Source organism: Actinocatenispora rupis, assembly GCF_016861975.1.
GTDB lineage: Bacteria > Actinomycetota > Actinomycetes > Mycobacteriales > Micromonosporaceae > Actinocatenispora > Actinocatenispora rupis.
In genome coordinates this window covers 153881-174300 of record NZ_BOMB01000004.1, presented here as the reverse complement: position 1 = coordinate 174300, position 20420 = coordinate 153881, and the positions used below count along the sequence as shown (strand labels likewise).

Here is a 20420-nt window from a genome sequence, read left to right as displayed (position 1 = left end):
TCTGAGACGTGCGCACCGCAGCGTTTCGACGAACTGGCGGCGAGGTCGGCTGTCCGGGACGACCGCGTCCCATCGGCGCCCCGGCCGCTGCACCGGCCCGCAGTCGTCACCCGACGAGTACCGGAGGAAGACGGGTCGCGGGGCGGGCGGCTCGTTATGCTCCGGTGGTGGCGCGGGGGCGGTGGTGGTCGCCGGCGGCGGCGATGCGCGCGGTGCGGGCGATGGTGGTCGTGCCCGGCCTGTTCGCGCTCACGGACACGGTGATCGGCGACCTCCAGATGGCCACGTTCGCCGCGTTCGGCGGGTTCGCGACGCTCGTGCTGGCGTCGTTCTCCGGTACGAGGCGGGACAAGGTCGTCGCGCACGGCGGCCTGGCGGTGGCGGGCAGCGCGCTGCTGGTGGTCGGCACGGCGGTGAACTCGTCGGCGTGGATCGCCGCAGCAGTCACCCTTCCGGTGGTGTTCGTGGTGCTGTTCGCCGGGATCGCCGGAACCAACGCGGCGGCGGGCGGTACGGCCGCGCTGCTGGCGTACGTGCTGCCGGCGGCGTCGCCGGGCACGATGGACATGGTCGGTTCGCGGCTGGCGGGGTGGTGGCTGGCGAGCGTCGTCGGCACCCTGGCCGTACTGCTGCTCTCGCCGCGTCCGCCCGGCGACCGGCTGCGTGCCGCGGTCGCGACGAGCGCCGCCACGCTGGCGGACCGGCTCGACGCGGCGCTGCGCGGCGCGGGCACCGACGCGGACCGCGACGCGGCGGCGACGGCGAAACACGAACTGCTCGCCGCGTTCACGGCCACGCCGTACCGGCCGACCGGGTTGACCGTGGCGGACCAGGCGCTCGCCAGCCTGGTCGGGATGCTGGAGTGGGCGACCGCGGTGATCGGCGACGGGCTGCGGGAGTACCCGGATCTGCGCGCGGTGCCGCCGGTCGAGCGCGACCTGTTCGCGGCGACCAGGGACGCGCTGCGGCGGATCGCGACGCTCCACACCGGCGGGCCGGAGCCCGATCTGGCTCAACTGCACGGCGCGATCCGTGCCAGCGTGGCCGCGCTGCGCCGGATGCCCGCCGGTGACGGCGATTTCGCCGACGCGGTACATCTGGCGTTCCACGCGCAGACCGGTGCCCTGACGGTACGGGCGGCCGCGGTGGACGCCCTGATCGCCGCCCGCCGCGCGGATCCGGCGACCGCGGCGGAGCAGGCGCGCCGTTGGTACGGTCTGCCGGCGGCGCGGGCGCACCGCTTCGCCGTACTGGAGCTGGCGTGGCGGCACGCGAACCTGCGTTCGGTGTGGTTCGTGAACAGCGTGCGCGGCGCGTTCGCCCTCGCCGCCGCCGTCCTCGTCGCCGACCTGGTCGGTGTGCAGCACGCGTTCTGGGTCGTGCTCGGCACCCTCTCCGTCCTGCGGACCAACGCCGCCGGCACCGGCTCCACGGCGCTGCGTGCCCTGCTGGGCACGGTACTCGGGTTCGTGGTCGGCGCCGCGCTGCTGCTCGTGGTCGGCACCGGCCCGGCCGCGCTCTGGGTGGCGCTGCCGATCGCCGTCCTGGTCGCCGCGTACGCGCCGGGCACGTTGCCGTTCGCGGCCGGGCAGGCGGCGTTCACCGTCGTGGTGTCCGTGCTGTTCAACCTCCTCGTACCGGTGGGCTGGTCGATCGGCGTGGTACGCATCGAGGACGTGGCGATCGGCTGCGCGGTGAGCCTCGCCGTCGGCGCGCTGTTCTGGCCGCGCGGGGCGAGCGCGGTGGTCGGCGACGACGTGGCCGACGCGTTCCGGGAGGGCGGCAGATACCTTGCGCAGTCGGTGAACTGGGCGCTCGGGCTGCGCCACCAGGAACCCGAGCCGGCGCGCGCCGTCGCGGCGGGACTGCGACTCGACGACGGCGTACGCGGGCTGCTCGCCGAACGCGGCCGGCAGCATCTCGCCACCCAGCAGTTGTGGCGCCTGGTCGGCGGTACGATCCGGTTGCGGCTGACCGCCCAGTCGTTGGCTAGCCTGCCGTCGCCCGACGCCGGGCCGGATCCGGTCGGCGACGCGCTGAGCGGCCAGGCGGCGCAGGTCGCCGACTGGTTCGACGATCTGGCCGACCTGCTCGTCCGGCCCGGCGCGACCGGACCGTCCCGGATGCCGGCGGTGGCGACCCGGATCCCGACCCTGATGCCCGTCGCCGCCGCGGCCTCCACCGCCACCCTGCCGTGCACGCTGTGGGTCGAGCAGCACCTGCAGCACATCCGCCCCGCGCTCGACACGCTCGTCGAACCGGCCGGCGAGGTCGCCCGGCTGCGCCGGATCCCGTGGTGGCGCTAGGAATCCGACGGTTGGGGGGGTCCGGGCACGTGGCGCGCCGGCAGGTACCGGCCGACGGCGTGGTCCTGTTTCGCGTCCTCGCTGCGCTGCTTGGCGAACGCGCCAGCGACCGCGATGGCGGCGACGATGACCGCGACCGCCGCCATCCCCGCGACGACCGCCGGCCAGATGCGGCGCCGGTCCCGCCACGTACGGTCCGAGCCGTGCAGCAGCGCCGCACGGAGCTGCCGCCGGCGCAGTACGTCGGCCTCGATGACGTGCCGCTCGGAGCCGGGACGTGCCGGGGCAACCGGCTCGGTGGTGGTCATGGCTGCCTCCGGATCGCCGTGGCCGGGCGGTTTCTGGGCGGATTCGCGACCGCCGACTGCCGAACGGCCGGTACCGGCGATGCCGGGTCCGCGCAATCGGGAGTTCGGAGTCTGCTGCGGGTGGCGCGCGCCGGGGATACTGCGTCGTATGCCGGACAGGGACTTTGCCAATCCGCGTTCCATGGCCGGGTTGTCGGCGGACGAGATCCTGGCGATGAAGCCCGCCGGATGGCTCGTGCGACCGTTCGGCGCCGGCCGGGCGGGCTTCCGGATGATCAGCCCCGGCCCGATGCCCGGGGCGTACGGCAGCGTCTGCCACCACCCCGCCACGCCCGGCTTCCAGGTCTTCGCGGAGCGGCCCGAACCCGACCTGTTCGTCCTCAACCGCGCCCTGGAACACCCGCAACTCGTCGACCTGCTCGTCCGCTGGTGCCGCGACGACGAACAGCCCCAACCCACCGTCCCGGTACTGTCCGCGGCGGTCGAGTCGCTGCTCGCCCGCCGCCTCGTCGACGTGTACGAGGACGACCTGCACAGCCCGACGCTCCTGCTGCTGGGGCAACCCGACGCGCGCCGCGCCGTACGCGAACCGCTCAACTGGTGGCGTGCCGCCGACGGCACGGACGGCTCCGCCGAATCCGTGTACCTCGTCGCCACCACCGCCCGGGGACGCCGGGCGCTGGGCATCGAGTCCCCGGTACGGCCGCGCCGCCGCCGGTTCGTTCCCCGCCCCTTCCATCACTGACGCGGCGTTGGAAAATTCCCCAGCGGCGGTGCTGCCCGGCGCGGGGCGTGCGGTGCGCCGGGCGGTGCCGAGGCGGCGGTGCCGTCGATGCCCTGCGCGCCAAGGGGCAGCCGGCCTCGCGGCGACTCCTGTATCCACTGTGGACGGTGCGAGTCCGGCCGCGGCGACTGGGCGGCGGGGGCCCGCGTCGCGATGTCGCGTGCCGGTCTGTGCCCGAGCGGCCGCTCGTTGCCGGCTGCCGGCCGGATCCACCCGCGAACGTGTGGCATCACAACCGGCCTGCCCGCAGTCGGGGTAACCTGGCCGCGTGTCCGAGATGCCCTCGCAGCAGAGCGTTTTCCCGAACCTCAGGTACGCGCAGCCGGGTGCCGCCGTCGCTTTTCTCACCGAGGCTTTCGGCTTCGTACGGCACTTCGTGGTCACCGGAGCGGACGGGGAAGTCGAGCACGCCCAGCTGCGGGCCGGCTCCGACCTGATCTTCGTCAGCCGCGACCGCGACGACGACGGGTACGAGCTGCACAGCCCCCTCGTACTGAAGGGCGGCAGTCAGAACCTGTGTGTCCGGGTCGCCGACGAACGGCTCGACGCGCATCAGGCTCGTGCCGAGGCGGCCGGCGCACGGATCGTGAACCCGGTGCACGATTCCCCGGCCGGCGTCCGCGAGTACTCGTGTGTCGATCCGGAGCGGCACGTGTGGACCTTCAGCAGCTACGCGGGAGAGTGACCGGTCGGGGCCGTGGTCAGGCCGAGTCGGGCTGAGGGCGCTCGCCGGTCTCGGCGTTGAAGACGCGGGCGAGCTGGTGATCGATCAGTGCCACGGCCTGCTCCGGCGTGTACTGCCCGAGCAGCATGCGGGACTGCAGGCCCTCGGCTCCTGCCACCAGGTACGCGGCCTCGGCCGGGGCGTCGACGTCTGGGCGTACCTCGCCGAGTTCCTGGGCGTGGGTCAGTAGGCCGGTCACCAGGTTCTCCAACGCGGGTGGCGCCTGGCGTGCGGCCGGGGCGAGGTCGGGGTCGGACAGGAACCGCACGAAGTACGCCACGTACACGAGGTGCCGGTCGTGTCGCTCCTCGTCGAGGGGGAGCAACTCCAGGAGTACGCCGCGCACGATCGCATGCGTGCCGGGATCGTCGCCGAGGAGCTCGATGCGCTGCCGCGCGCGCTGCTCGCCCTCGGTGTTGAGGATCTCCAGCGCGCCGAGCAGCAGTTGGGGGCGGGTTCCGAAGTAGTACTGCAGCAGTCGCGCGGAGACCCCGGCCTCGGCGGCCACCTGGCGCAGTGTCACGTCTTCCAGTCCGCCGCGCGCGGCCAGGCGCCACACGGCCTCCGCGATCTGGCGGCGGCGCGCGTCGTGGTCCACCTGGCGGGGCATGTTCGGCCTGTCTCTCCTCGTGCGGCGAGCCCGCGGTACGTCGTGGTGCGATCGTATCAACACGTGTTATGGTTCGATCGAACCATAAACCGCGGAGGAACCAGGGCCCTCCGCGATCACCTCTCGTCAGGGCGGGGAGTCGACTCATGAAACGCATCACGGGCCTGATCGCCGGCATGGTCCTGCTCGCGCTGGGAGTGCAGGGCGGTATCCGGTTACTGGCCGACCACGCCAACGCCGGGCTCCTCGGCTGGCTGCCAGGCGGGTTCCCGGTGCGGCTGGCGTGCTACGCGGTGGTGGCCGCCGTCGGCGTACTCCTGGCCGGCTGGGGCAGCGTGCGGGCCAAGCAGGGCGGGCGCGGCGAATGAGCGGCCGCGCAACGGCGACGACCGTCGCTCTCGCCGTACTGGCGAGCGTGGCCATGGCAGTGCCAGGGGGCACGTCAACCTCCGCGCACGACGCCGCCGACCCGGTCGTCCGGACCGCGTCCGGCGCCGTACGAGGAGCGGTCCACGCTGGGGTGCGCCGGTTCCGCGACATCCCGTACGCCTCCCCGCCCGTCGGGGCGCGACGCTGGCGCCCGCCGCAGCCCGTGGTCCCGTGGACGGGAACCCGCGACGCGACGACGGCGGGCCCGGCATGCCTGCAACCCGAGGCGCCCGACATGCCGAAGGGCACCCCGCAGAGCGAGGACTGCCTGACCCTGGAGGTGACCACGCCCGCCGTACCGACCCGGCACGGCGAGGGACGGCCGGTCATGGTGTGGGTGCCCGGCGGTGGCTTCATCACCGGCGCCGGCTCGATCCACGACCCGTCCCGGCTGGTCCGCACCGGGGACATCGTGGTCGTGACGGTCAACTACCGGCTCGGCGTGTTCGGCTTCTTCGCCCATCCCGACCTCGGCGACAGCAGCAACTTCGGTCTGCAGGACCAGATCGCGGCGCTGCGCTGGGTACGCGCCAACATCGCCGCGTTCGGTGGCGACCCCGGCACGGTCACCCTGGCCGGCGAATCGGCCGGCGCGATGAGTACGTGCACCCTGATGACCGCACCCGCCGCTCGCGGCCTGTTCCAGCGCGCGATCGTACAGAGCGGGTCGTGTTCGACCCGGCACCCGGCCGGAGCGATGGGCGAGGGCGTCGGCGCGATCTCGTCCTGGCATCCCATCGGAACGATCCGGGCCACCGGCCGGGCCGTCGCCAGCCACTTGTCCTGCCCCGACGTGGCCTGCCTGCGCCGCAAGACCGCCGCCGAACTGCTGCCGTACACGACGCTGTTCCCGCTCATCGCCTACGGCACCGGCCTCGTACCGCGGGAGCCGGCCGCGGTGTTCGCCGCCGGTCGGGAAGCGGCCGTGCCACTCGTGCAAGGCAACACCCACGACGAGCACGTCGAGTTCACCCTCGCGGTCCACCCGGACGGCATCACCGCCCGCCAGTACGCGGCAATACTCCGGACCGCCTTCGGGCCGGACGCCCCGAGCGTGCAGCGGCGGTACCCGGCGGCACGGTTCCCCTCGCCGACCGCAGCCGCAAGCCGGGTGTTCACCGACAGCGGCTGGATCTGCCCCTCCTGGAGGTCCGGCCGCGAGCACGCCAGGACGGCGCGCACCTACGCGTACGTCTTCGACGACCCGTCCGCGCCCACCCCCAGCGGACAGCCCCTGCCGGCCCGCGTGCGGCCCGCCACCGCGCACGGCGCCGACACGTTCTCCCTCTTCGACTTCCCGGACGGCCCCCGGCTCACCGCCGCCCAGCGCCACCTCGCCGACCACCTCATCGCCTACTGGACCCGGTTCGTCAGAACCGGCGACCCGAACGGTCCGCACCGGAAGAGGTGGCCCCGTCTCGGCGCGGCGAACACCGCACTCGCACTCGCTCCGGGCGCCATCCGGCCGGTCGACGTGAAGACCGCACACCACTGCGGTCTCTGGCCACCGCCGGACCACGTACGTCCTGGACTGGCGTGACCCGCTGTGGGACACGGATCCGATCCGCACCAGGGATCCGGCGACAGGGAGACGAGGCGCGCCACCGCCCCCGGTTCGCGGTCACCGACCGGCGGTATGGATCGTCGAGGCGGGACGCGGTCACACGTACCAGCCGGATCGCCCGAGGATCGGCGGCGCGGCAAGGAATCCGGCCAACCCTCGTACAGGTGGCTGCGGTGCACCGGTCGCGCCCGGCCGTCCTTGCCTGACGGCAACGGTTGTCGTCGGTACCGGAGTGTCGGTGGGATCCGCGTCGCGGCCACGTGGCGCCAGGCGTACCGCGATGCCATCGTGTGCCGGACCGGCAATCGCGCCCGGTCGAGCCGATCCGGTGCCCCGAGCCAGGTGGCTACGTCAGTGGGCCCGCTGGGTCGGCACGACGTATGCGCGCTTCTCACGCGCCGGCACCTCGTACGCGGGGGAACCTGTCCGCCCGCTCCCAAGTCCGTTGGTTCCGGGCCGATCGTCGCCCTCGACGGCTGTTGCTCGGCGTTGAGAGCGTCGATCATTGCCAGTACGGCCTCAATCGTCTCGGTCGTCAATGTTCGTGTCGTATCCGTCATCGTGTCGGACACGATCGATAATTCAGCGTTGTCGCTGCACTCCGCTGCCACGGCCCCGTGGCCTGGTGATGGCCCGGCGGTCGTGGACGCGGCGCGGGCGTCGAGAGGGGGCGGGCCGGTCGGCTAGCCGGTAGGTATATGTTCCGCTACGCTCGGGGTATGGATCCGGCAACGCTCCTGACCCAAGCCCGCCAGGCAGCCGGGCTCACCCAGGCCGCCGTGGCCGCCGCCGCAGGAACCGCACGCCCCAACCTGTCCGCCTACGAACACGGCCGCATCTCCCCAACCCTGGCCGTCGCCAGCCGCATCCTCAACGCCGCTGGCTACGAACTGTCCATCGCGCCGAAGGTCGAGTTTCGAGAGGTCGCCACCTATCGTGGGCTGCCCGTCGAGGTCCCGAACGTGCTGCCGCGACTTCCCGTCGAGAAGGCGCTCGCCACGGTCGTGCTGCCGTTGTCGCTGAACTGGTCCGACACCGGCCGCAGCTTCAACATGCGGAACCGCCGAGACCGCGCATGGGTGTACGAGATCGTTCTCCGCGAAGGCACCCCCAACGACGTCCTCACCTACATCGACGGCGCGCTACTCGCAGACCTGTGGGACGAACTCGTCCTGCCGATCGCCGTACGCGACGCGTGGAACCCAGTCGTCACAGGAGAGCCCGGCGACCGGGAGGTCGCGTAGTGGGCGACAGCAGCAACCTCACCGACATCCAGGTAACCGTCGCGCAGATCTTCTTCGAGATGCCGGAGTCACGCGGATACGTCGTCTCAGGTGGCGCAGCACTGCTGGCCTCCAACCTCATCGACCGGACGACCGACGACATCGACCTGTTCGCCTCCACGCCCATCGAGTCGGTGTCGCCAGCCAAAACGTCGCTGGTCGTGGCACTCGAAGACCGCGGTTTCGGGGTCCAGGTCGGGCGCGAGAGCGCAACGTTTTGCCGCCTGCTCGTGTCCAGCCGCGACGCCCACACCGTTGTCGACATCGCCATCGACTCCCAGCCGCTCAAGCCGCCGATTGTCACGGTCCTCGGCCCGACGCTGGAGGCTGAAGAACTTGCCGGCCGGAAACTACTCGCCCTGTTCGGGCGGGCGGAACGCCGCGACTTCGCCGACGTGTACCGCCTTGCGCGCCGGTTCGGGAAAGACACCCTGCTGCGGCGCGCGGCCCAGATCGACCCGGGGTTCGATGTGGGCGTTCTCGGCGAGACGATGCGGATGATCGCCCGGTACGGAGACGATGAGATCCCGCTGCCGCCTGCCGATGTTGCCGCAACCCGGGTGTTCTTCGCTGACTGGGCCAAGGAGTGCTCGACGAACATCTGAGGCGGCCCCTCCCCATCGCATCCTTCAGAAGTCGTTCCGCTGGGAGCTGCGGTGTGTCGACGTGGATTGCCGACAGATTCCATGACATGCCAGGGGTATCTGTCACGGTTTCTGCCGACGATGCCGGCGGACCTGCTGCCGCGATCTCAGCCGGCGTGGCTCAGCGTCGCCGGTGGCCTGGTCGAGAGCGTCGAGAAGCCGTCGTGTGTCGGGGTTGCCGATCGCGCGGGTCACGCCCGGGACGTTGGCCGTCTTCCACGTCCGCGGTACGCAGCCAGTTGGACAAGCACGACTCGGAGATCCCGAAGCTCGGTGCGGGCTGCGCGTACATCGGGCTGACCAGACGGGGAGGCCGGGCGTACTCAGTGGTGCAGGTGGATGCTGGCGAGTTGGGCGGCGTTGACGGGGGAGAGCGGCGGCTGCCCGCCGAGTACCCGGACGACCTCGTGCGCGGCGAAGTCCCGGACGGTGCGGATCGCCTCCTCGGAGTAGTAGGCGGCGTGCGGGGTGATGAGGACGTTGTCCAGGCCGAACAGCGGGTTGGTGGGCCGCCAGTCGCGTACCTTGGCCGGTTCCTCCTCGATGTCGTCGAGCCCGGCGCCGGCGATCCAGCCTTCCGTGAGCGCCTGGTACAGCGCGTCGTCGCGGACGATGGGGCCGCGGGCGGTGTTGACGAGGATCGTGGTGGGCTTCATCCGGCGGAGTTCGGCCGCGCCGATGCGGTGGTGCGTCTCCTTGGTGAGCGGCGCCTGGATCACCAGGTAGTCGGACTCCTCGATCAGCTCGTCGAACGTCACGGGCATGGCGCCGTGCGCGATCACGTCGTCGCCCGGCATGTACGGGTCGTGCGCGACGACGTGCATCCCGAACGCGTGCGCCCGCGCGGCGATGGACTGGGCGATCGCGCCGAACGACAACAGCCCGAGAGTACGGCCCTGCATGCGGTGGATCGGTTCGCCGGTCTGCCACCGCCACGTGCCGGTGCGGGTGGCGCCGTGGTACGTGCAGACCTTGCGTACGGCGGCGAGCAGCAGCGCCATCGCGTGGTCGGCGACCTCGTTCTGGCACCAGTCGTTGGGGACGTTGGTGACCAGGATTCCGTTGCGGGTGGCGGCATCCACGTCGACGATGTCGGTACCGGTGCCGTACCGGGCGATGACCTTGCAGCGGGTGAACGCGTCGATGGCACGTGACCCGACCGTCGCGTACTGCGCGAGGACGGCGTCGGCGTCGCGCGCGGCGGCGATCACGTCGTCCTCGGTACGGCAGTCCGCGGCGACCAGCCGGTGCCCGGCGCCCTCGACGATCGCGCGTTCGATGTCGGCGTCGCCGAAGTCGGAGTCGGCGATGACGACCGTGTACCCGTTGTGCTGCGTCATTCTCGATCACCTTCCCGACGAGGACGGCGGTGGATGCGGCTACGTGATGGAGGCTCCGTCGCTGCTGCTGCGGGCGACCCGCGAGTACAGGGAGAGGATTCCGGTGTCGTGGCGCGATGCCTGCGGCCGCCAGATGCCGCGTCGCTGCGTGAGTACGGCGTCGATCTCGTCCGGTGGGCGGTGTTCGCCCTTGACGCCGACGATGTCCAGCCGGCGTTCCGGTACGTCGATGGAGACGAGGTCGCCCTCCTCCACCAGCGCGATGGGGCCGCCGTCGAGTGCTTCGGGCGCCACGTGGCCGATGCACGGTCCGCGCATGGCGCCGGAGTACCGGCCGTCGGTGACGATCGCGGTGGTGGTGTTGAGGACGCGGTCGGACGACAGGATCGCGGCGGCGTAGTACATCTCGGGCATGCCGTTGGCGCGCGGGCCCTCGTACCGGATGACGAGCACGTCGCCGGGCGAGATCTGGCGCTGGAGCAGCGCGTGGATCGCCTCGTCCTCGAAGTCGAACACCCGGGCCGGTCCGGTGTGCACGTGCATCTGTTCGGGTACCGAGAAGGTCTTGATCATCGCGCCCTCGGGTGCGAGGTTGCCGTACAGGATGGCAAGTCCGCCGTCGGTGGCGAACGGTTCGGACCGCGGCCGGATGATCTCCTCCTTGTCGATCCGGAAGTTGTTGAGGTATCCCAACCGTTCGGCGAAGAAGAACGGGTCGCGCTCGATCTCGTCCAGGTTCTCGCCGAGCGTCTTGCCGGTGACGGTCAGGCAGTCCAGGTGCAGCATCTCGCGCAGTTCCAGCATCACGGCCGGCACCCCGCCCGCGTACCAGAAGTACTCGACGGGGTAGCGGCCGGTGGTCTTGACGTTGGCCAGCACCGGTACGCGGCGGTGGATGCGGTCGAAGTCGTCGATCCCGATGTCCACGCCCGCCTCCCGCGCGATGACGGGCAGGTGCAGCAGCGCGTTGGTGGATCCGCCGATGGCCGCGTGCAGCACGATCGCGTTCTCGAACGCCTCGCGGGTCAGGATCCGTTGCGGCGTCAGGTCGCGCTCGATCATGTCGACGAGCTGCTTGCCGGTTGCGCGGGCGTACCGGAGGAGCTTGGTCAGGGGCGCGGGGACGAGCGCGGATCCGGGCAGTGCCAACCCGAGCGCCTCCGCCAACACCTGCCCGGTACTCGCGCTGCCCATGAACTGGCAGGCGCCGCACGTGGGGCAGGCGCCGCGTTGCGCGCTCTCCAGGTCCTCGCGGGGCAGTTCGCCGCGTTCGACCGCGGCGCCCATCTCCCACATCTTGTTCGAGGTGACGTAGTCGGGCGCGTTGAGCTGGGTACCGCCCGGCAGGTGGATGGCCGGGAGCTTGCAGCGGGCGATGGCAAGCAGGTGCGCGGGGACCGACTTGTCGTTGCCGGAGATGAGGACCATGCCGTCGTGCGGGTGCCCGAGGGCGTGGATCTCCACCATCGCGGCCATGATGTCGCGCGAGATCAGCGAGTAGCTCATGCCGCTGGTGGCCTGGACGACGCCGTCGCAGATGTCGCTGACCGCGAACACCCCCGGCTTGCCGCCGGACTCGTACACGCCGTTGCTGACCTCCTCGATGAGTTCCCGGAAGTGGAACGTGCCGGGGTGGCCCATCCCGTACGCGGAGTCGACGAGGACCTGCGGCTTGCCGAGATCCTCCTCGGTCCAGTTCATGCCGAGGCGCAGCGCGTCGCCCTGGTGGTTCACCAGGCGCAGCCGCTGGCTCCGGAGCTGCGGTCGGTCCCGGTCCATCGCCTCTCGCCTTTCTGTTGCGCCCCTTGCCTTCGGCCGGTCCGTCGGGCTCGGTCAGTCCGGGTCCGGCCGGCGCCGGGGTGCGGGCCCGTCCGACCCGGCCGGGTACTCCTCCAGCGGGACGCGCCCCTCGTCCCACGCCGCCAGTACGGGTTCGACCACGCGCCACGCCTGCTCCGCCTCGTCACCGCGGATGGACAGCGCGGCGTTGCCGGTGAGTACCTCCTGCAGCAGCCGCCCGTACGGCGGGAGGTCGGGCGGCGGCATCTGCGCGGCGAGCCGCAGCGGCGCGAACGAGAACGCCTGCGGCCCGTTGCCGATCAGGTCCAGGCTCAGCGTCTCCGGTACGAGACCGAAGCGCAGCACGTTGGGCAGGATCTCGCCGGCGTGACCGAACGGCATGTGCGGGACGTCGCGGAACCGTACGGCCACCTCCATCCGGTCCCGCCCCAACGCCTTCCCGGTACGCAACCGGAACGGCGTGCCGGCCCACCGCCAGTTGTCGAGTTCCAGCTCGATCTCGGCGAAGGTCTCGGTGCGCCGCGTCGGATCGACACCGTTCTCGTCGACGTACGCGGGCACGGTGCGGTCGCCGATCCGGCCGGCGAGGTACCGGGCGCGCCGGCTGCGCTGGGCGACGTCGGCGTCGGTGAACGGCCGGATCGAGCGCAGCATGTCCATCTTGCGGTCGCGCAGGTCGCGTTCGCCGAGGCTGACCGGCGGCTCCATCGCCACCAGGCACAGGATCTGGAGCAGGTGGTTCTGCAGCATGTCCTTGAGCGCGCCGGTGCCGTCGTAGTAGCCGGCGCGGTCCTCCAGCGTGAGGCGTTCGTCCCAGACGATGTCGACGGCCGCGATGTTCGCGCTGTTCCAGATGACCTCCAGGACGCGGTTGGCGAGCCGGCTGCCGAGGATGTTCTCCACCGTCGACATGGCCAGGAAGTGGTCGACCCGGAACACCGCCTCCTCGGGTACGACCTCGGCCAGCAGCCGGTTCAGCCGTACCGCGCTGTCCAGGTCCTCACCGAACGGCTTCTCCAGGACGATCCGGCTGCCCGACGGGAGTACGGCACGCTCCAATGTGGACACCGCGGGCGCGAACACGGCCGGCGGGAGCGCGAGGTACACCGCCAGCGGTGCCGTACCGCCGACGAGGGCCTTCACCGCGGCGACGTCGGTGATGTCGCACTGCTGGAACCGGGCCGCCGACACCACCTGCTTGCGGGCGTGCTCCGGCCACGTACTGCCGAGCCGGTCGAGCTGCGCGCCCGCCCACGACCGGTACGTGTCGGTGTCCCAGTCCTTGCGGTCGGTGCACACCAGCTCGAAGTCGTCGCCGAGCTGACCCGCCGCGTACAGGGCGGCCAGTCCCGGCAGGAGGTAGCGGGCGGTGAGGTCGCCGGTCGCCCCCACGATGGCAAGTCGGTCGATCATCTGGTCCCCGCTCTCCGTTGCCTCGCCCGCGCGAGGTTCACGCCACTGGCGATCACGCCGATGTGGCTGAACGCCTGCGGAAAGTTGCCCATGAACTCGCCGGTCGTCGGATGGACCTGCTCGGACAGCAGCCCGAGCGGGCTCGCCCGGGCGCAGAGCGACGCGTACAGCTGCTCGGCCTCCTCGATCCGGCCCTGGCCGGTGAGGTTGTCCACCAACCAGAAGCTGCACAGCAGGAACGCGCCCTCGTCACCGGGCAGCCCGTCCGTCGACTCGTCGTGCAGGTACCGGTAGAGCAGGCCGTTGCCGGCGGACAGGCGGTCGGCGACGGCCGCGGTGGTGGCGATCATCCGCGGATGGTCGGCGGGTACGACCAGCCTCGGCGGCAGCGCGAGCAGGCTCGCGTCCAGGCCACCCGTACCGTCGAGGTGTTCGCGGAGGGTGCGCGCGTCCTCGTCCCACGCCTGGTCGAGGATCGACTGGCGCAGCTTGTCCGCGGCGGCGCGCCAGGTGTCGACCGGCCCGGACAGGTGCAGCCGTTCGCCGATGGCCGCGGCGCGGTCCAGCGCCACCTGACACATCGCCGCCGAGTACGTGAAGACGCGGCCCTCGCTGCGTACCTCCCAGATGCCCTGGTCGGGTTGCCGCCACGCGTGCCGTGCCGTGTCGGCGAGCCCGGCCAGGCCGGCCCAGAGCCCCGGCTCCAGGTCGCCGCCGGCGCGCAGCCACTGGTCGGCACAGTCCAGGACCTCGCCGTACACGTCGTGCTGGCGCTGGTCGGCCGCGCCGTTGCCCCACCGTACGGGGGCGGAGTTCCGGTATCCGGCGAGCGCGGCGTCCTGGACCTCGTCGGGCACCCGGCCACCGTCGAGGTCGTACATGATGCGCGGGGTGCGGCTCCGCTCGAACGCGTCGAGCACCCAGCCGAGGAACGCGTCGGCCTCGTCGCCGAACCCGATCCGGCGCATCGCGAACACGGCGAACGCGGCGTCCCGGATCCACACGTACCGGTAGTCCCAGTTGCGTACGCCGCCGATCGGTGCCGGCAGCGACGACGTCGGCGCCGCCACGACCGAGCCGTTCACCCAGTCGTCGCAGAGCTTCAGGGTGATCGCGGAGCGCCGGACCAGCGCCTCCTCCGGCCCCTCGTACGTGCAGCGCCGCATCCACCGGCGCCACGCGTCGGCCGTGTCGCGCAGCAGCGTCGTCGCGTCGAACCGGTGGTGCCGGTGCTGCCGCCGCCACGACAACACCAGGTCCACCCGGTCCCCCCGGCGCAGGTCGTACGTGGTGGTCGGCCCGTCGAGCGGCCGGCTCGACCGCAGGTGCAGGCGCAGGTCCGGCCGGCCGGGCACCTGGAGTTCGAGCCCGCTGAACAGCGCGCGCACGTGCACCCCGCCGTGCGGGCGGACGTCCACGCGCAGCCGCACGTCCCCGTCGAGTACGACGGCGGAACGGACGAGTTCGGCGCGCTGGGCCGGGGCGTCGTCGGTGAGGTCCGCGCCGGACCGCAACGCCAGCGCGTCGGTGACCCGCACCTTCCCGGTCGTACTCGCCAGCTCGGTCACCAGGACCGCGGTGTCCGGCTCGTACCGCTGGCGGGCCTCGACCGCGCCCTCGGGCGCGACGGTGAACGCGCCGCCGTCGGCCTGGTCGAGCAGCCCGCAGAACAGCGGCGGGGAATCGAAGCGCGGCAGGCACATCCACGGGATGGACCCGTCCAGCCCCACCAGCGCCGCCGTCGCACCGTCGCCGATCAGGCCGAGGTCCGTCAACGGCAGGTAGCCGTCGTGGCGCCGGATCCGCCGGAACGGTGGATCGGGATCAAGCATTGTCCGTTCCCTTTCCGCCGTCGCATCGCGGAACGGTGCCGTTGCGCCCGGGCCACCTGCTCGTCGCCCGGTTCCGATGCCGGCCCGACCGCCGCGCGCGGCCCGCATCGCTTGGTACACAAGGAACTTGGCGACCGCGCCGGTGCGCGGCCACGGGCGAGTCACGACGGCGCCCGGAACCGTCGACGTGCCGTCACACGCCGACACCACGGCTCCCACCGCCGGGGCCCACCTTGCCTCCCCACGAAGACTAGGCCGGCTGTCCGGCCCGCGGCGGGGAATCAGGGATGACAGGACGGGAGTTTGCGACATCCCGCGCGGCAGGGCGGAGACCGTTGCAGCGCCTGCCTTTCCCGCCCCTGGGTACGAACGCCGCGGTGCCGGTGGGCGCCGTCGCCCGCGGGACCGCGGTGCGCCGCAACGCATCCGGGCCGGCGTGTACCGGACACCGGGGCCGCGGGCACGCCGTACGGCGGAAACCGGCTGTACGACGCGATCCTGGCGCACCTGCGCGACCGCGGCGCGGAGCGGCTCCGCGGCCGCGCCGTCGACGACCCGGGCAGCGTCCGGTGGTACGAGCGGCGCGGCCGCACCCACACCCGCGACCTCCGGTACTCCCGGCTCGATCTCACCTGGCTCGGCTACCGCGCCTGCGGCACCGAACTCCAGTACGGCCGGGACGTGTGAGTCGCGGATCGGCTCAACCGCACCGTTTCCGGGTCAGCGAGGTGGGGACGCGGTGACGAGGCCGGTGCGGTAGGCGACGACGACGAGCTGGGCGCGGTCGCGGGCGCCGAGCTTGGTCATGGCGCGGCTGACGTGCGTCTTGGCGGTCGCCGGGCTGATCACCATGCGCGCGGCGATCTCGTCGTTGCTCAGCCCGTACGCGACGAGTTCGACGACCTCGCGTTCCCGGTTGGTGAGGACGTCGAGCCCGGCCGGGGGCAGCATCTCCGCCGGCCGCGCCACGAACTCGGCGATGAGCCGGCGGGTGACGGCGGGGGACAGCAGCGCGTCGCCGCGGGCCGCGACCCGTACCGCGGTGATCAGGTCGGCGGGTTCGGTGTCCTTGAGCAGGAAGCCGCTCGCGCCGGCGCGCAGCGCCGTGAACACGTACTCGTCGAGGCCGTAGTTGGTCAGGATCACGACGTGCACGTCGGCGAGGCTCGGGTCGGCGACGATCCGGCGGGTGGCCTCGATCCCGTCCATGACCGGCATCTGGACGTCGAGCAGCGCGACGTCGGGCCGGTGCTCGGCGGCGAGCGCGACACCGGCACGGCCGTCGGCGGCCTCCGCCACGACCTCGATGTCGGACTCGGCGGACAGCAGCGCGCGCAGCCCGCCGCGGATCAGCGCCTGGTCGTCGACCAGCAGTACCCGGATCACGCGGTGACCCGCAGCGGCAGCTCGGCGCGTACCCGGAAGCCGCCTTCGGGGCGGGGCGCGGCGTCGAGGGTGCCGCCGAGCGCGGTGACCCGCTCGCGCATGCCGAGCAGCCCGATCCCCGGTACGGGCGGCGAGTCCGGGGTGGCGCCGCCGTCGTCGCACACCTCGACGACGAGCGCGTCCGGCAGGTGGCGTACCTCGACGGTGGCGGCCGCGGCGCCCGAGTGCCGCCCGGCGTTCGTCAGCGCCTCCTGCACGATCCGGTACGCGGCGCGGTCGACGGCGGCCGGCAGCGCCACCGGAGTACCGGAGCGGGTGAGGGTGGCGGGCATGCCGGCGGTGGCGGAGCGGGCGACGAGTTCGGGCAGCGCGTCGACGCCGGTGACCGGGTCGTCGGACTCGGCGCGCAGGACGCCGAGCGTGGCGCGCAGTTCGCGGTTGGCGTCGCGGCCGGCGGCCTGGATCGCGGTCAGCGCCTCGGGTACCGGCTCGCCGCGCTTGTTCGCCAGGTGTACGGCGACGCCGGCCTGCATGGTGATGACCGAGATGCTGTGGGTCAGCGAGTCGTGCAGTTCGCGGGCGATGTGCAGGCGTTCCTCGGCGGCGCGGCGACGCGCCGCCTCCTCCCGGGTACGTTCCGCGTCGAGCGCGCGCTTCTCCAGCTGCCGCACGTACGCCCGCCACTGACGATGGCCGGCGCCCATCGCCACCGCGGCCACCAGCCACCCGGCGAGCAGGAACGCGCTCTGCGACGACTCCCGCAGCGGGCTGCCGGTCACGACCCGCGTGACGGTGCCGACCAGCAGCCCGGCCAGCGGTACCAGCGCGATCCGCCGGTGCCCGGCCAGGACCGCCGTGTACAGGGCGACGATCAGCGGCAGGGACGCGCCGTACCCGGGGTAGCCGAGGTCGTAGTAGACGGCGACGCAGACCGTGGTCACCACGACCACCACGTTCGGCACGCGCCGCCGGGCCAGCAGCGACAGCGCGCCCACCAGCGGCACCGCGTACCCGAGGGGGTCGAGGTGGGTGCGGTCGACCGGCGCGATCAGGCCCGCGAGTGTCGCCGCCGCGGCGACCCCCACCACCAGCCCCGCCTCCCGGAGACGCCCCGTGGCGGCACCCGCTCGTCTCATACCGGGAACGCTAGCCGAGCGTCCGGGCCACCGCGTCCTACCCGGTACGGAGGTGTGGACTGCGCCCCACGTGGTAGTCGCCGCCACCGTCTGTCACGGCGGTGGCAACGCCAGGTGTCATCCGGTGACCGACGACGGGGCGCAGTGGCCGCACCAGCATCGACGGCATGAACACAGCAGGGATGCACGCGGCGCCGGGCGGATCCCGGGCCGACCACACAACACGGGGACCGCGGGTGAAGGACCGGCTGTTCCGCCTGTCGACCGGGATGCACCGGCGGGTCTTCCGCGCCACGAAGGGCCGCCTGCTCGGCCGGGCGATGGGCATGCCGGTCGCCGAACTGGTCACCGTCGGCCGGCGTACCGGGGTGGAGCGGGCCACGATGCTCGCCGTACCGGTGAGTGACGCCGACCGGATCGTGCTCGTCGCGTCGTTCGGCGGTGACGACCGCAACCCGTCCTGGTACCTGAACCTGCGCGCCGAGCCGGCGGTCCGGGTGACGTTCCGCGGGGTGACCCGCCGGATGGTGGCGCGGGTCGCGTCCGGTACCGAACGGGCCGAGCTGTGGTCGCGGATCGTCCGGACGTACGCGGGCTACGCGCGCTACCAGGCACGCACCGTACGGGAGCTGCCGGTGGTCGTGATCGAGACGGGGAGGCAGGCATGATCGGGCGACTGGACGGCGAGGTCCTCACACCGGGCGACACCGGGTACGACGAGCTGCGGCGCACGTTCGTGCACGCCGGCCGGCCGGCGCTGGTGGTCCGGTGCCGCGGCGCGGGCGACGTCGCGGCGGCACTCGACCACGCCCGTACCGAGGGGCTGACCGTCTCGGTACGCGGCGGCGGGCACCACACGGCCGGCTTCGCCACCAACGACGGCGGGATCGTGCTCGACCTGTCGTACCTGGACGGGGTGGAGGTGGTGGATCCCGCGCGGCGGCTGGTGCGGATCGGTGGCGGCGCCACCTGGGGCCGGGTGTCGAAGACCCTCGCCGGGTACGGGCTGGCGCTGAGTTCCGGCGACACCGCGAACGTCGGCGTCGGCGGGCTGCTGCTCGGCGGCGGCATCGGCTGGCTCACCCGCCGGTACGGGCTCGCCCTGGACGCCGTGGTCGCCGCCGACGTCGTCCTCGCCGACGGCACACCGGTACGCGCCAGCGCCACCCAACACCAAGACCTGTACTGGGCGCTGCGCGGCGGTGGCGGCAACCTCGGCGTCGTCACCGCGTTCGAGCTGGTCGCGCAGCCCGTCACCGACGTCGTGTACGGGACCGTCCGGTACCCGGGGGAGCGGGCCGCGGACGTGCTCCGGCACTGGGCCCGGCACGCCGCCGCCGCGCCGGACGAGCTGACCAGCGCGGTGGACCTGGCGCCCGGCGACGGCCCCGCGATGCTGTCGGTCTGCTACGCCGGCGGAGACCCGGCCGCCGCCGAGACCGCCGTACGACCGCTGCGGCCCGACGTACCGGAGCTGGGCGACGACCTGCGACCCGTGCCGTACCCGGAGATCCTGGCGGAGCTGCCGGGGCTGCCGCCCGGCTTCCGGATGGCGGTGCGCAGCACGTTCGTCCGCGAGTTCACCCCGGCGCTGATCGAGGCGCTGGTCGCGGCGTCCGCCGCGCCCATGGTGGCGGTGAACGTCCGCGCGCTCGGCGGCGCCGTCGACCGCGTCGCGCCGGACGCCACCGCGTTCGCGCACCGCGGGCACGCCGCGCTGGTCACCGCCGTGGCGATGGGCGACGAGCTGGCCGTCGCGCACGGCGAACCGTTGCTGGACGAGCTGATGCGGCGCATCGACCCGTACGTGACCGGCGCCTACCCCAACTTCGCCAGTACGGACCGGCCCGCGGACGTGGCGGCCATGTACCCGGCGGCCACGCGCCGGCGGCTCGCCGCGGTGAAGCGCACGTACGACCCCGGCAACGTGTTCCGGCGCAACTACAACATCACCCCCGCGGACTGAGAGGTCCTGACAGAAAGGACTGTCGGCGCCTGGCGGGCTCAGGACGACGCTGCCGACGTTGTCGGCAGCAGTCGCATCCAACACCGGTGTGCGACTGCACCTCCGCCTTGGCAGCCCCGCCCCGAGCCTCGCCAGCCATCCGACGCCCTTCTGTCCGGACCTCTAACCGCGGCACGCGCCGGAACCGTTGGAGTACAAGGGAATCAGGCGAGGCGGGCGGCGACGCGCCGGGCGAGCAGCGGGGCGCCGGGGCCGTCCAGGTCGGTGAGCGCGGCCCGCCGCCCGGCGATCGCCATGAGCAGGGCCTCGCCGGTACCGCGTACCTCGGGGCCCTTCCCGTGCGTCCAGTCGAGGTCGGTCGCGACCAGCCGCAGCCCGCGGGCGTCGCGCCGGCTCGGCAACGCCAGCGCCCGCAACGCGAACGGCAGCGTCACCAGCAGCCGCTCCGCCGGTACCTCGCGGGGCAGGTCGAGCGCGCGGCGGATGTCCTGGTGGTGGATCAGCCCGTCGGTGAGGGCGATCCGGCCACGGAACGCGGCGGTGATCCCGCGCGGCCGCAGGTGCTCCCGGAGGTGGTCGAGCACCTCGGCGGGCGAGGCGTCGGCACCGGCGCGTACGCCGATCGGGTTCGTCCGGTCCAGGCTGAACCGCCCGCGTACCAGCCGGGCGACGGTGCCGCGCGGCCCCAGCTCCTCGTAGCTGACGACGTGCACCACGACCTCGCGGACCGTCCAGTCCGCGCACAGCGACCGGCGTTCCCACTGCTCCGGGGTGAGCGTGGCGAGGAAGTCGGCGAGGTCGCGCCGCTCGTCGCCGGCGAGGCTCATCACATCGGGCATGCGCTCCGGACCCCACTCTCGACGACGGACCCCCGTGGGTACCACCGGCCCGGGTG

Annotated in this window: 19 protein-coding genes; 10 read left to right on the top strand and 9 right to left on the bottom strand. The window is 72.7% G+C overall.

Going from position 1 to position 20420, the window contains the following annotated elements:
* Positions 1-167 precede the first annotated feature (167 nt).
* A complete protein-coding gene (locus tag Aru02nite_RS04610; RefSeq protein ID WP_203655142.1) occupies positions 168-2306 on the top strand; it encodes an FUSC family protein in 2139 nt (712 codons plus the stop codon).
* Here the strand turns inward: Aru02nite_RS04610 and Aru02nite_RS04605 are convergent.
* On the bottom strand, positions 2303-2614 hold the full coding sequence (locus Aru02nite_RS04605) for a hypothetical protein (RefSeq protein ID WP_203655141.1): 312 nt from the start codon (positions 2612-2614) through the stop codon (positions 2303-2305). The two genes, Aru02nite_RS04610 and Aru02nite_RS04605, sit on opposite strands and share 4 nt — an antisense overlap.
* Positions 2615-2762: 148 nt before the next feature.
* On the opposite strand from Aru02nite_RS04605, the gene Aru02nite_RS04600 reads away from it, so the two are divergent.
* Both Aru02nite_RS04600 and Aru02nite_RS04595 read left to right on the top strand, forming a co-directional pair.
* Positions 2763-3359 (top strand): hypothetical protein, encoded by a 597-nt coding sequence (locus Aru02nite_RS04600; protein ID WP_203655140.1) that lies wholly within the window; start codon positions 2763-2765, stop codon positions 3357-3359.
* Positions 3360-3675: 316 nt separating this feature from the next.
* On the top strand, positions 3676-4083 hold the full coding sequence (locus Aru02nite_RS04595) for a VOC family protein (protein WP_308446253.1): 408 nt from the start codon (positions 3676-3678) through the stop codon (positions 4081-4083).
* A gap of 16 nt (positions 4084-4099) precedes the next feature.
* On the opposite strand, the gene Aru02nite_RS04590 is transcribed toward Aru02nite_RS04595, so the two are convergent.
* Entirely contained in the window at positions 4100-4732 is a 633-nt protein-coding gene (locus Aru02nite_RS04590; RefSeq protein ID WP_203655138.1) for a TetR/AcrR family transcriptional regulator, read from the bottom strand.
* A gap of 146 nt (positions 4733-4878) precedes the next feature.
* On the opposite strand from Aru02nite_RS04590, the gene Aru02nite_RS04585 reads away from it, so the two are divergent.
* The 4 genes from Aru02nite_RS04585 (at position 4879) to Aru02nite_RS04570 (ending at position 8613) form a co-directional block, all read left to right on the top strand.
* Positions 4879-5100, top strand: a complete 222-nt coding sequence (locus tag Aru02nite_RS04585; protein ID WP_203655136.1) for a hypothetical protein — start codon at positions 4879-4881, stop codon at positions 5098-5100.
* A 53-nt stretch (positions 5101-5153) separates the two neighbouring features.
* Entirely contained in the window at positions 5154-6701 is a 1548-nt protein-coding gene (locus Aru02nite_RS04580; protein ID WP_203655134.1) for a carboxylesterase/lipase family protein, read from the top strand.
* A 743-nt stretch (positions 6702-7444) separates the two neighbouring features.
* On the top strand, positions 7445-7969 hold the full coding sequence (locus Aru02nite_RS04575) for a helix-turn-helix domain-containing protein (RefSeq protein ID WP_203655133.1): 525 nt from the start codon (positions 7445-7447) through the stop codon (positions 7967-7969).
* Positions 7969-8613 (top strand): nucleotidyl transferase AbiEii/AbiGii toxin family protein, encoded by a 645-nt coding sequence (locus Aru02nite_RS04570; protein ID WP_203655132.1) that lies wholly within the window; start codon positions 7969-7971, stop codon positions 8611-8613. Before Aru02nite_RS04575 ends, Aru02nite_RS04570 begins: the two co-directional genes overlap by 1 nt.
* Positions 8614-8975: 362 nt before the next feature.
* Here Aru02nite_RS04570 and Aru02nite_RS04565 read toward each other — a convergent pair whose 3' ends face one another.
* Genes Aru02nite_RS04565 through Aru02nite_RS04550 form a run of 4 tightly spaced genes read right to left on the bottom strand, consistent with a single transcriptional unit; the run spans position 8976 to position 15037 of the window.
* Positions 8976-9992 carry a C-terminal binding protein gene (locus tag Aru02nite_RS04565; RefSeq protein ID WP_203655131.1) on the bottom strand — a complete coding sequence of 339 codons (1017 nt, stop codon included), beginning with the start codon at positions 9990-9992 and terminating at the stop codon, positions 8976-8978.
* Positions 9993-10031: 39 nt separating this feature from the next.
* Positions 10032-11771, bottom strand: a complete 1740-nt coding sequence (gene ilvD / locus Aru02nite_RS04560) for a dihydroxy-acid dehydratase (protein ID WP_203655130.1) — start codon at positions 11769-11771, stop codon at positions 10032-10034.
* A 54-nt stretch (positions 11772-11825) separates the two neighbouring features.
* Positions 11826-13205 (bottom strand): glucose-6-phosphate dehydrogenase, encoded by a 1380-nt coding sequence (locus tag Aru02nite_RS04555; protein ID WP_203655129.1) that lies wholly within the window; start codon positions 13203-13205, stop codon positions 11826-11828.
* On the bottom strand, positions 13202-15037 hold the full coding sequence (locus Aru02nite_RS04550) for a glycoside hydrolase family 15 protein (RefSeq protein ID WP_203655128.1): 1836 nt from the start codon (positions 15035-15037) through the stop codon (positions 13202-13204). Before Aru02nite_RS04550 ends, Aru02nite_RS04555 begins: the two co-directional genes overlap by 4 nt.
* A 303-nt stretch (positions 15038-15340) precedes the next feature.
* Between Aru02nite_RS04550 and Aru02nite_RS04545 the strand changes: the two genes are divergently transcribed.
* Positions 15341-15724 (top strand): hypothetical protein, encoded by a 384-nt coding sequence (locus Aru02nite_RS04545; protein WP_203655127.1) that lies wholly within the window; start codon positions 15341-15343, stop codon positions 15722-15724.
* A gap of 33 nt (positions 15725-15757) precedes the next feature.
* On the opposite strand, the gene Aru02nite_RS04540 is transcribed toward Aru02nite_RS04545, so the two are convergent.
* Both Aru02nite_RS04540 and Aru02nite_RS04535 read right to left on the bottom strand, forming a co-directional pair.
* Positions 15758-16423 carry a response regulator gene (locus tag Aru02nite_RS04540; protein ID WP_203655125.1) on the bottom strand — a complete coding sequence of 222 codons (666 nt, stop codon included), beginning with the start codon at positions 16421-16423 and terminating at the stop codon, positions 15758-15760.
* The gene (locus tag Aru02nite_RS04535; RefSeq protein ID WP_203655123.1) at positions 16420-17559 is read right to left on the bottom strand and encodes a sensor histidine kinase; all 1140 of its coding nucleotides are present in this window, start codon (positions 17557-17559) and stop codon (positions 16420-16422) included. Before Aru02nite_RS04535 ends, Aru02nite_RS04540 begins: the two co-directional genes overlap by 4 nt.
* A gap of 236 nt (positions 17560-17795) precedes the next feature.
* Here Aru02nite_RS04535 and Aru02nite_RS04530 point away from each other — a divergent pair, with 236 nt between their 5' ends.
* Together Aru02nite_RS04530 and Aru02nite_RS04525 are read left to right on the top strand one after the other, a co-directional pair.
* Positions 17796-18227 carry a nitroreductase/quinone reductase family protein gene (locus Aru02nite_RS04530; protein ID WP_239076401.1) on the top strand — a complete coding sequence of 144 codons (432 nt, stop codon included), beginning with the start codon at positions 17796-17798 and terminating at the stop codon, positions 18225-18227.
* On the top strand, positions 18224-19525 hold the full coding sequence (locus tag Aru02nite_RS04525) for an FAD-binding oxidoreductase (RefSeq protein WP_203655119.1): 1302 nt from the start codon (positions 18224-18226) through the stop codon (positions 19523-19525). Before Aru02nite_RS04530 ends, Aru02nite_RS04525 begins: the two co-directional genes overlap by 4 nt.
* A gap of 203 nt (positions 19526-19728) precedes the next feature.
* On the opposite strand, the gene Aru02nite_RS04520 is transcribed toward Aru02nite_RS04525, so the two are convergent.
* Positions 19729-20364 carry a maleylpyruvate isomerase family mycothiol-dependent enzyme gene (locus Aru02nite_RS04520; protein WP_203655117.1) on the bottom strand — a complete coding sequence of 212 codons (636 nt, stop codon included), beginning with the start codon at positions 20362-20364 and terminating at the stop codon, positions 19729-19731.
* Positions 20365-20420 lie beyond the last annotated feature (56 nt).

Coding starts and splice junctions, on each gene's coding strand:
- Aru02nite_RS04535 (WP_203655123.1), bottom strand. CDS start 17,559: ATGAGACGAGCGGGTGCCGCCACGGGGCGTCTCCGGGAGGCGGGGCTG.
- Aru02nite_RS04550 (WP_203655128.1), bottom strand. CDS start 15,037: ATGCTTGATCCCGATCCACCGTTCCGGCGGATCCGGCGCCACGACGGC.
- Aru02nite_RS04565 (WP_203655131.1), bottom strand. CDS start 9,992: ATGACGCAGCACAACGGGTACACGGTCGTCATCGCCGACTCCGACTTC.
- Aru02nite_RS04595 (WP_308446253.1), top strand. CDS start 3,676: ATGCCCTCGCAGCAGAGCGTTTTCCCGAACCTCAGGTACGCGCAGCCG.
- Aru02nite_RS04590 (WP_203655138.1), bottom strand. CDS start 4,732: ATGCCCCGCCAGGTGGACCACGACGCGCGCCGCCGCCAGATCGCGGAG.
- Aru02nite_RS04580 (WP_203655134.1), top strand. CDS start 5,154: ATGGCAGTGCCAGGGGGCACGTCAACCTCCGCGCACGACGCCGCCGAC.
- Aru02nite_RS04605 (WP_203655141.1), bottom strand. CDS start 2,614: ATGACCACCACCGAGCCGGTTGCCCCGGCACGTCCCGGCTCCGAGCGG.
- Aru02nite_RS04585 (WP_203655136.1), top strand. CDS start 4,879: ATGAAACGCATCACGGGCCTGATCGCCGGCATGGTCCTGCTCGCGCTG.
- Aru02nite_RS04520 (WP_203655117.1), bottom strand. CDS start 20,364: ATGCCCGATGTGATGAGCCTCGCCGGCGACGAGCGGCGCGACCTCGCC.
- Aru02nite_RS04525 (WP_203655119.1), top strand. CDS start 18,224: ATGATCGGGCGACTGGACGGCGAGGTCCTCACACCGGGCGACACCGGG.
- Aru02nite_RS04555 (WP_203655129.1), bottom strand. CDS start 13,205: ATGATCGACCGACTTGCCATCGTGGGGGCGACCGGCGACCTCACCGCC.
- Aru02nite_RS04600 (WP_203655140.1), top strand. CDS start 2,763: ATGCCGGACAGGGACTTTGCCAATCCGCGTTCCATGGCCGGGTTGTCG.
- ilvD (WP_203655130.1), bottom strand. CDS start 11,771: ATGGACCGGGACCGACCGCAGCTCCGGAGCCAGCGGCTGCGCCTGGTG.
- Aru02nite_RS04575 (WP_203655133.1), top strand. CDS start 7,445: ATGGATCCGGCAACGCTCCTGACCCAAGCCCGCCAGGCAGCCGGGCTC.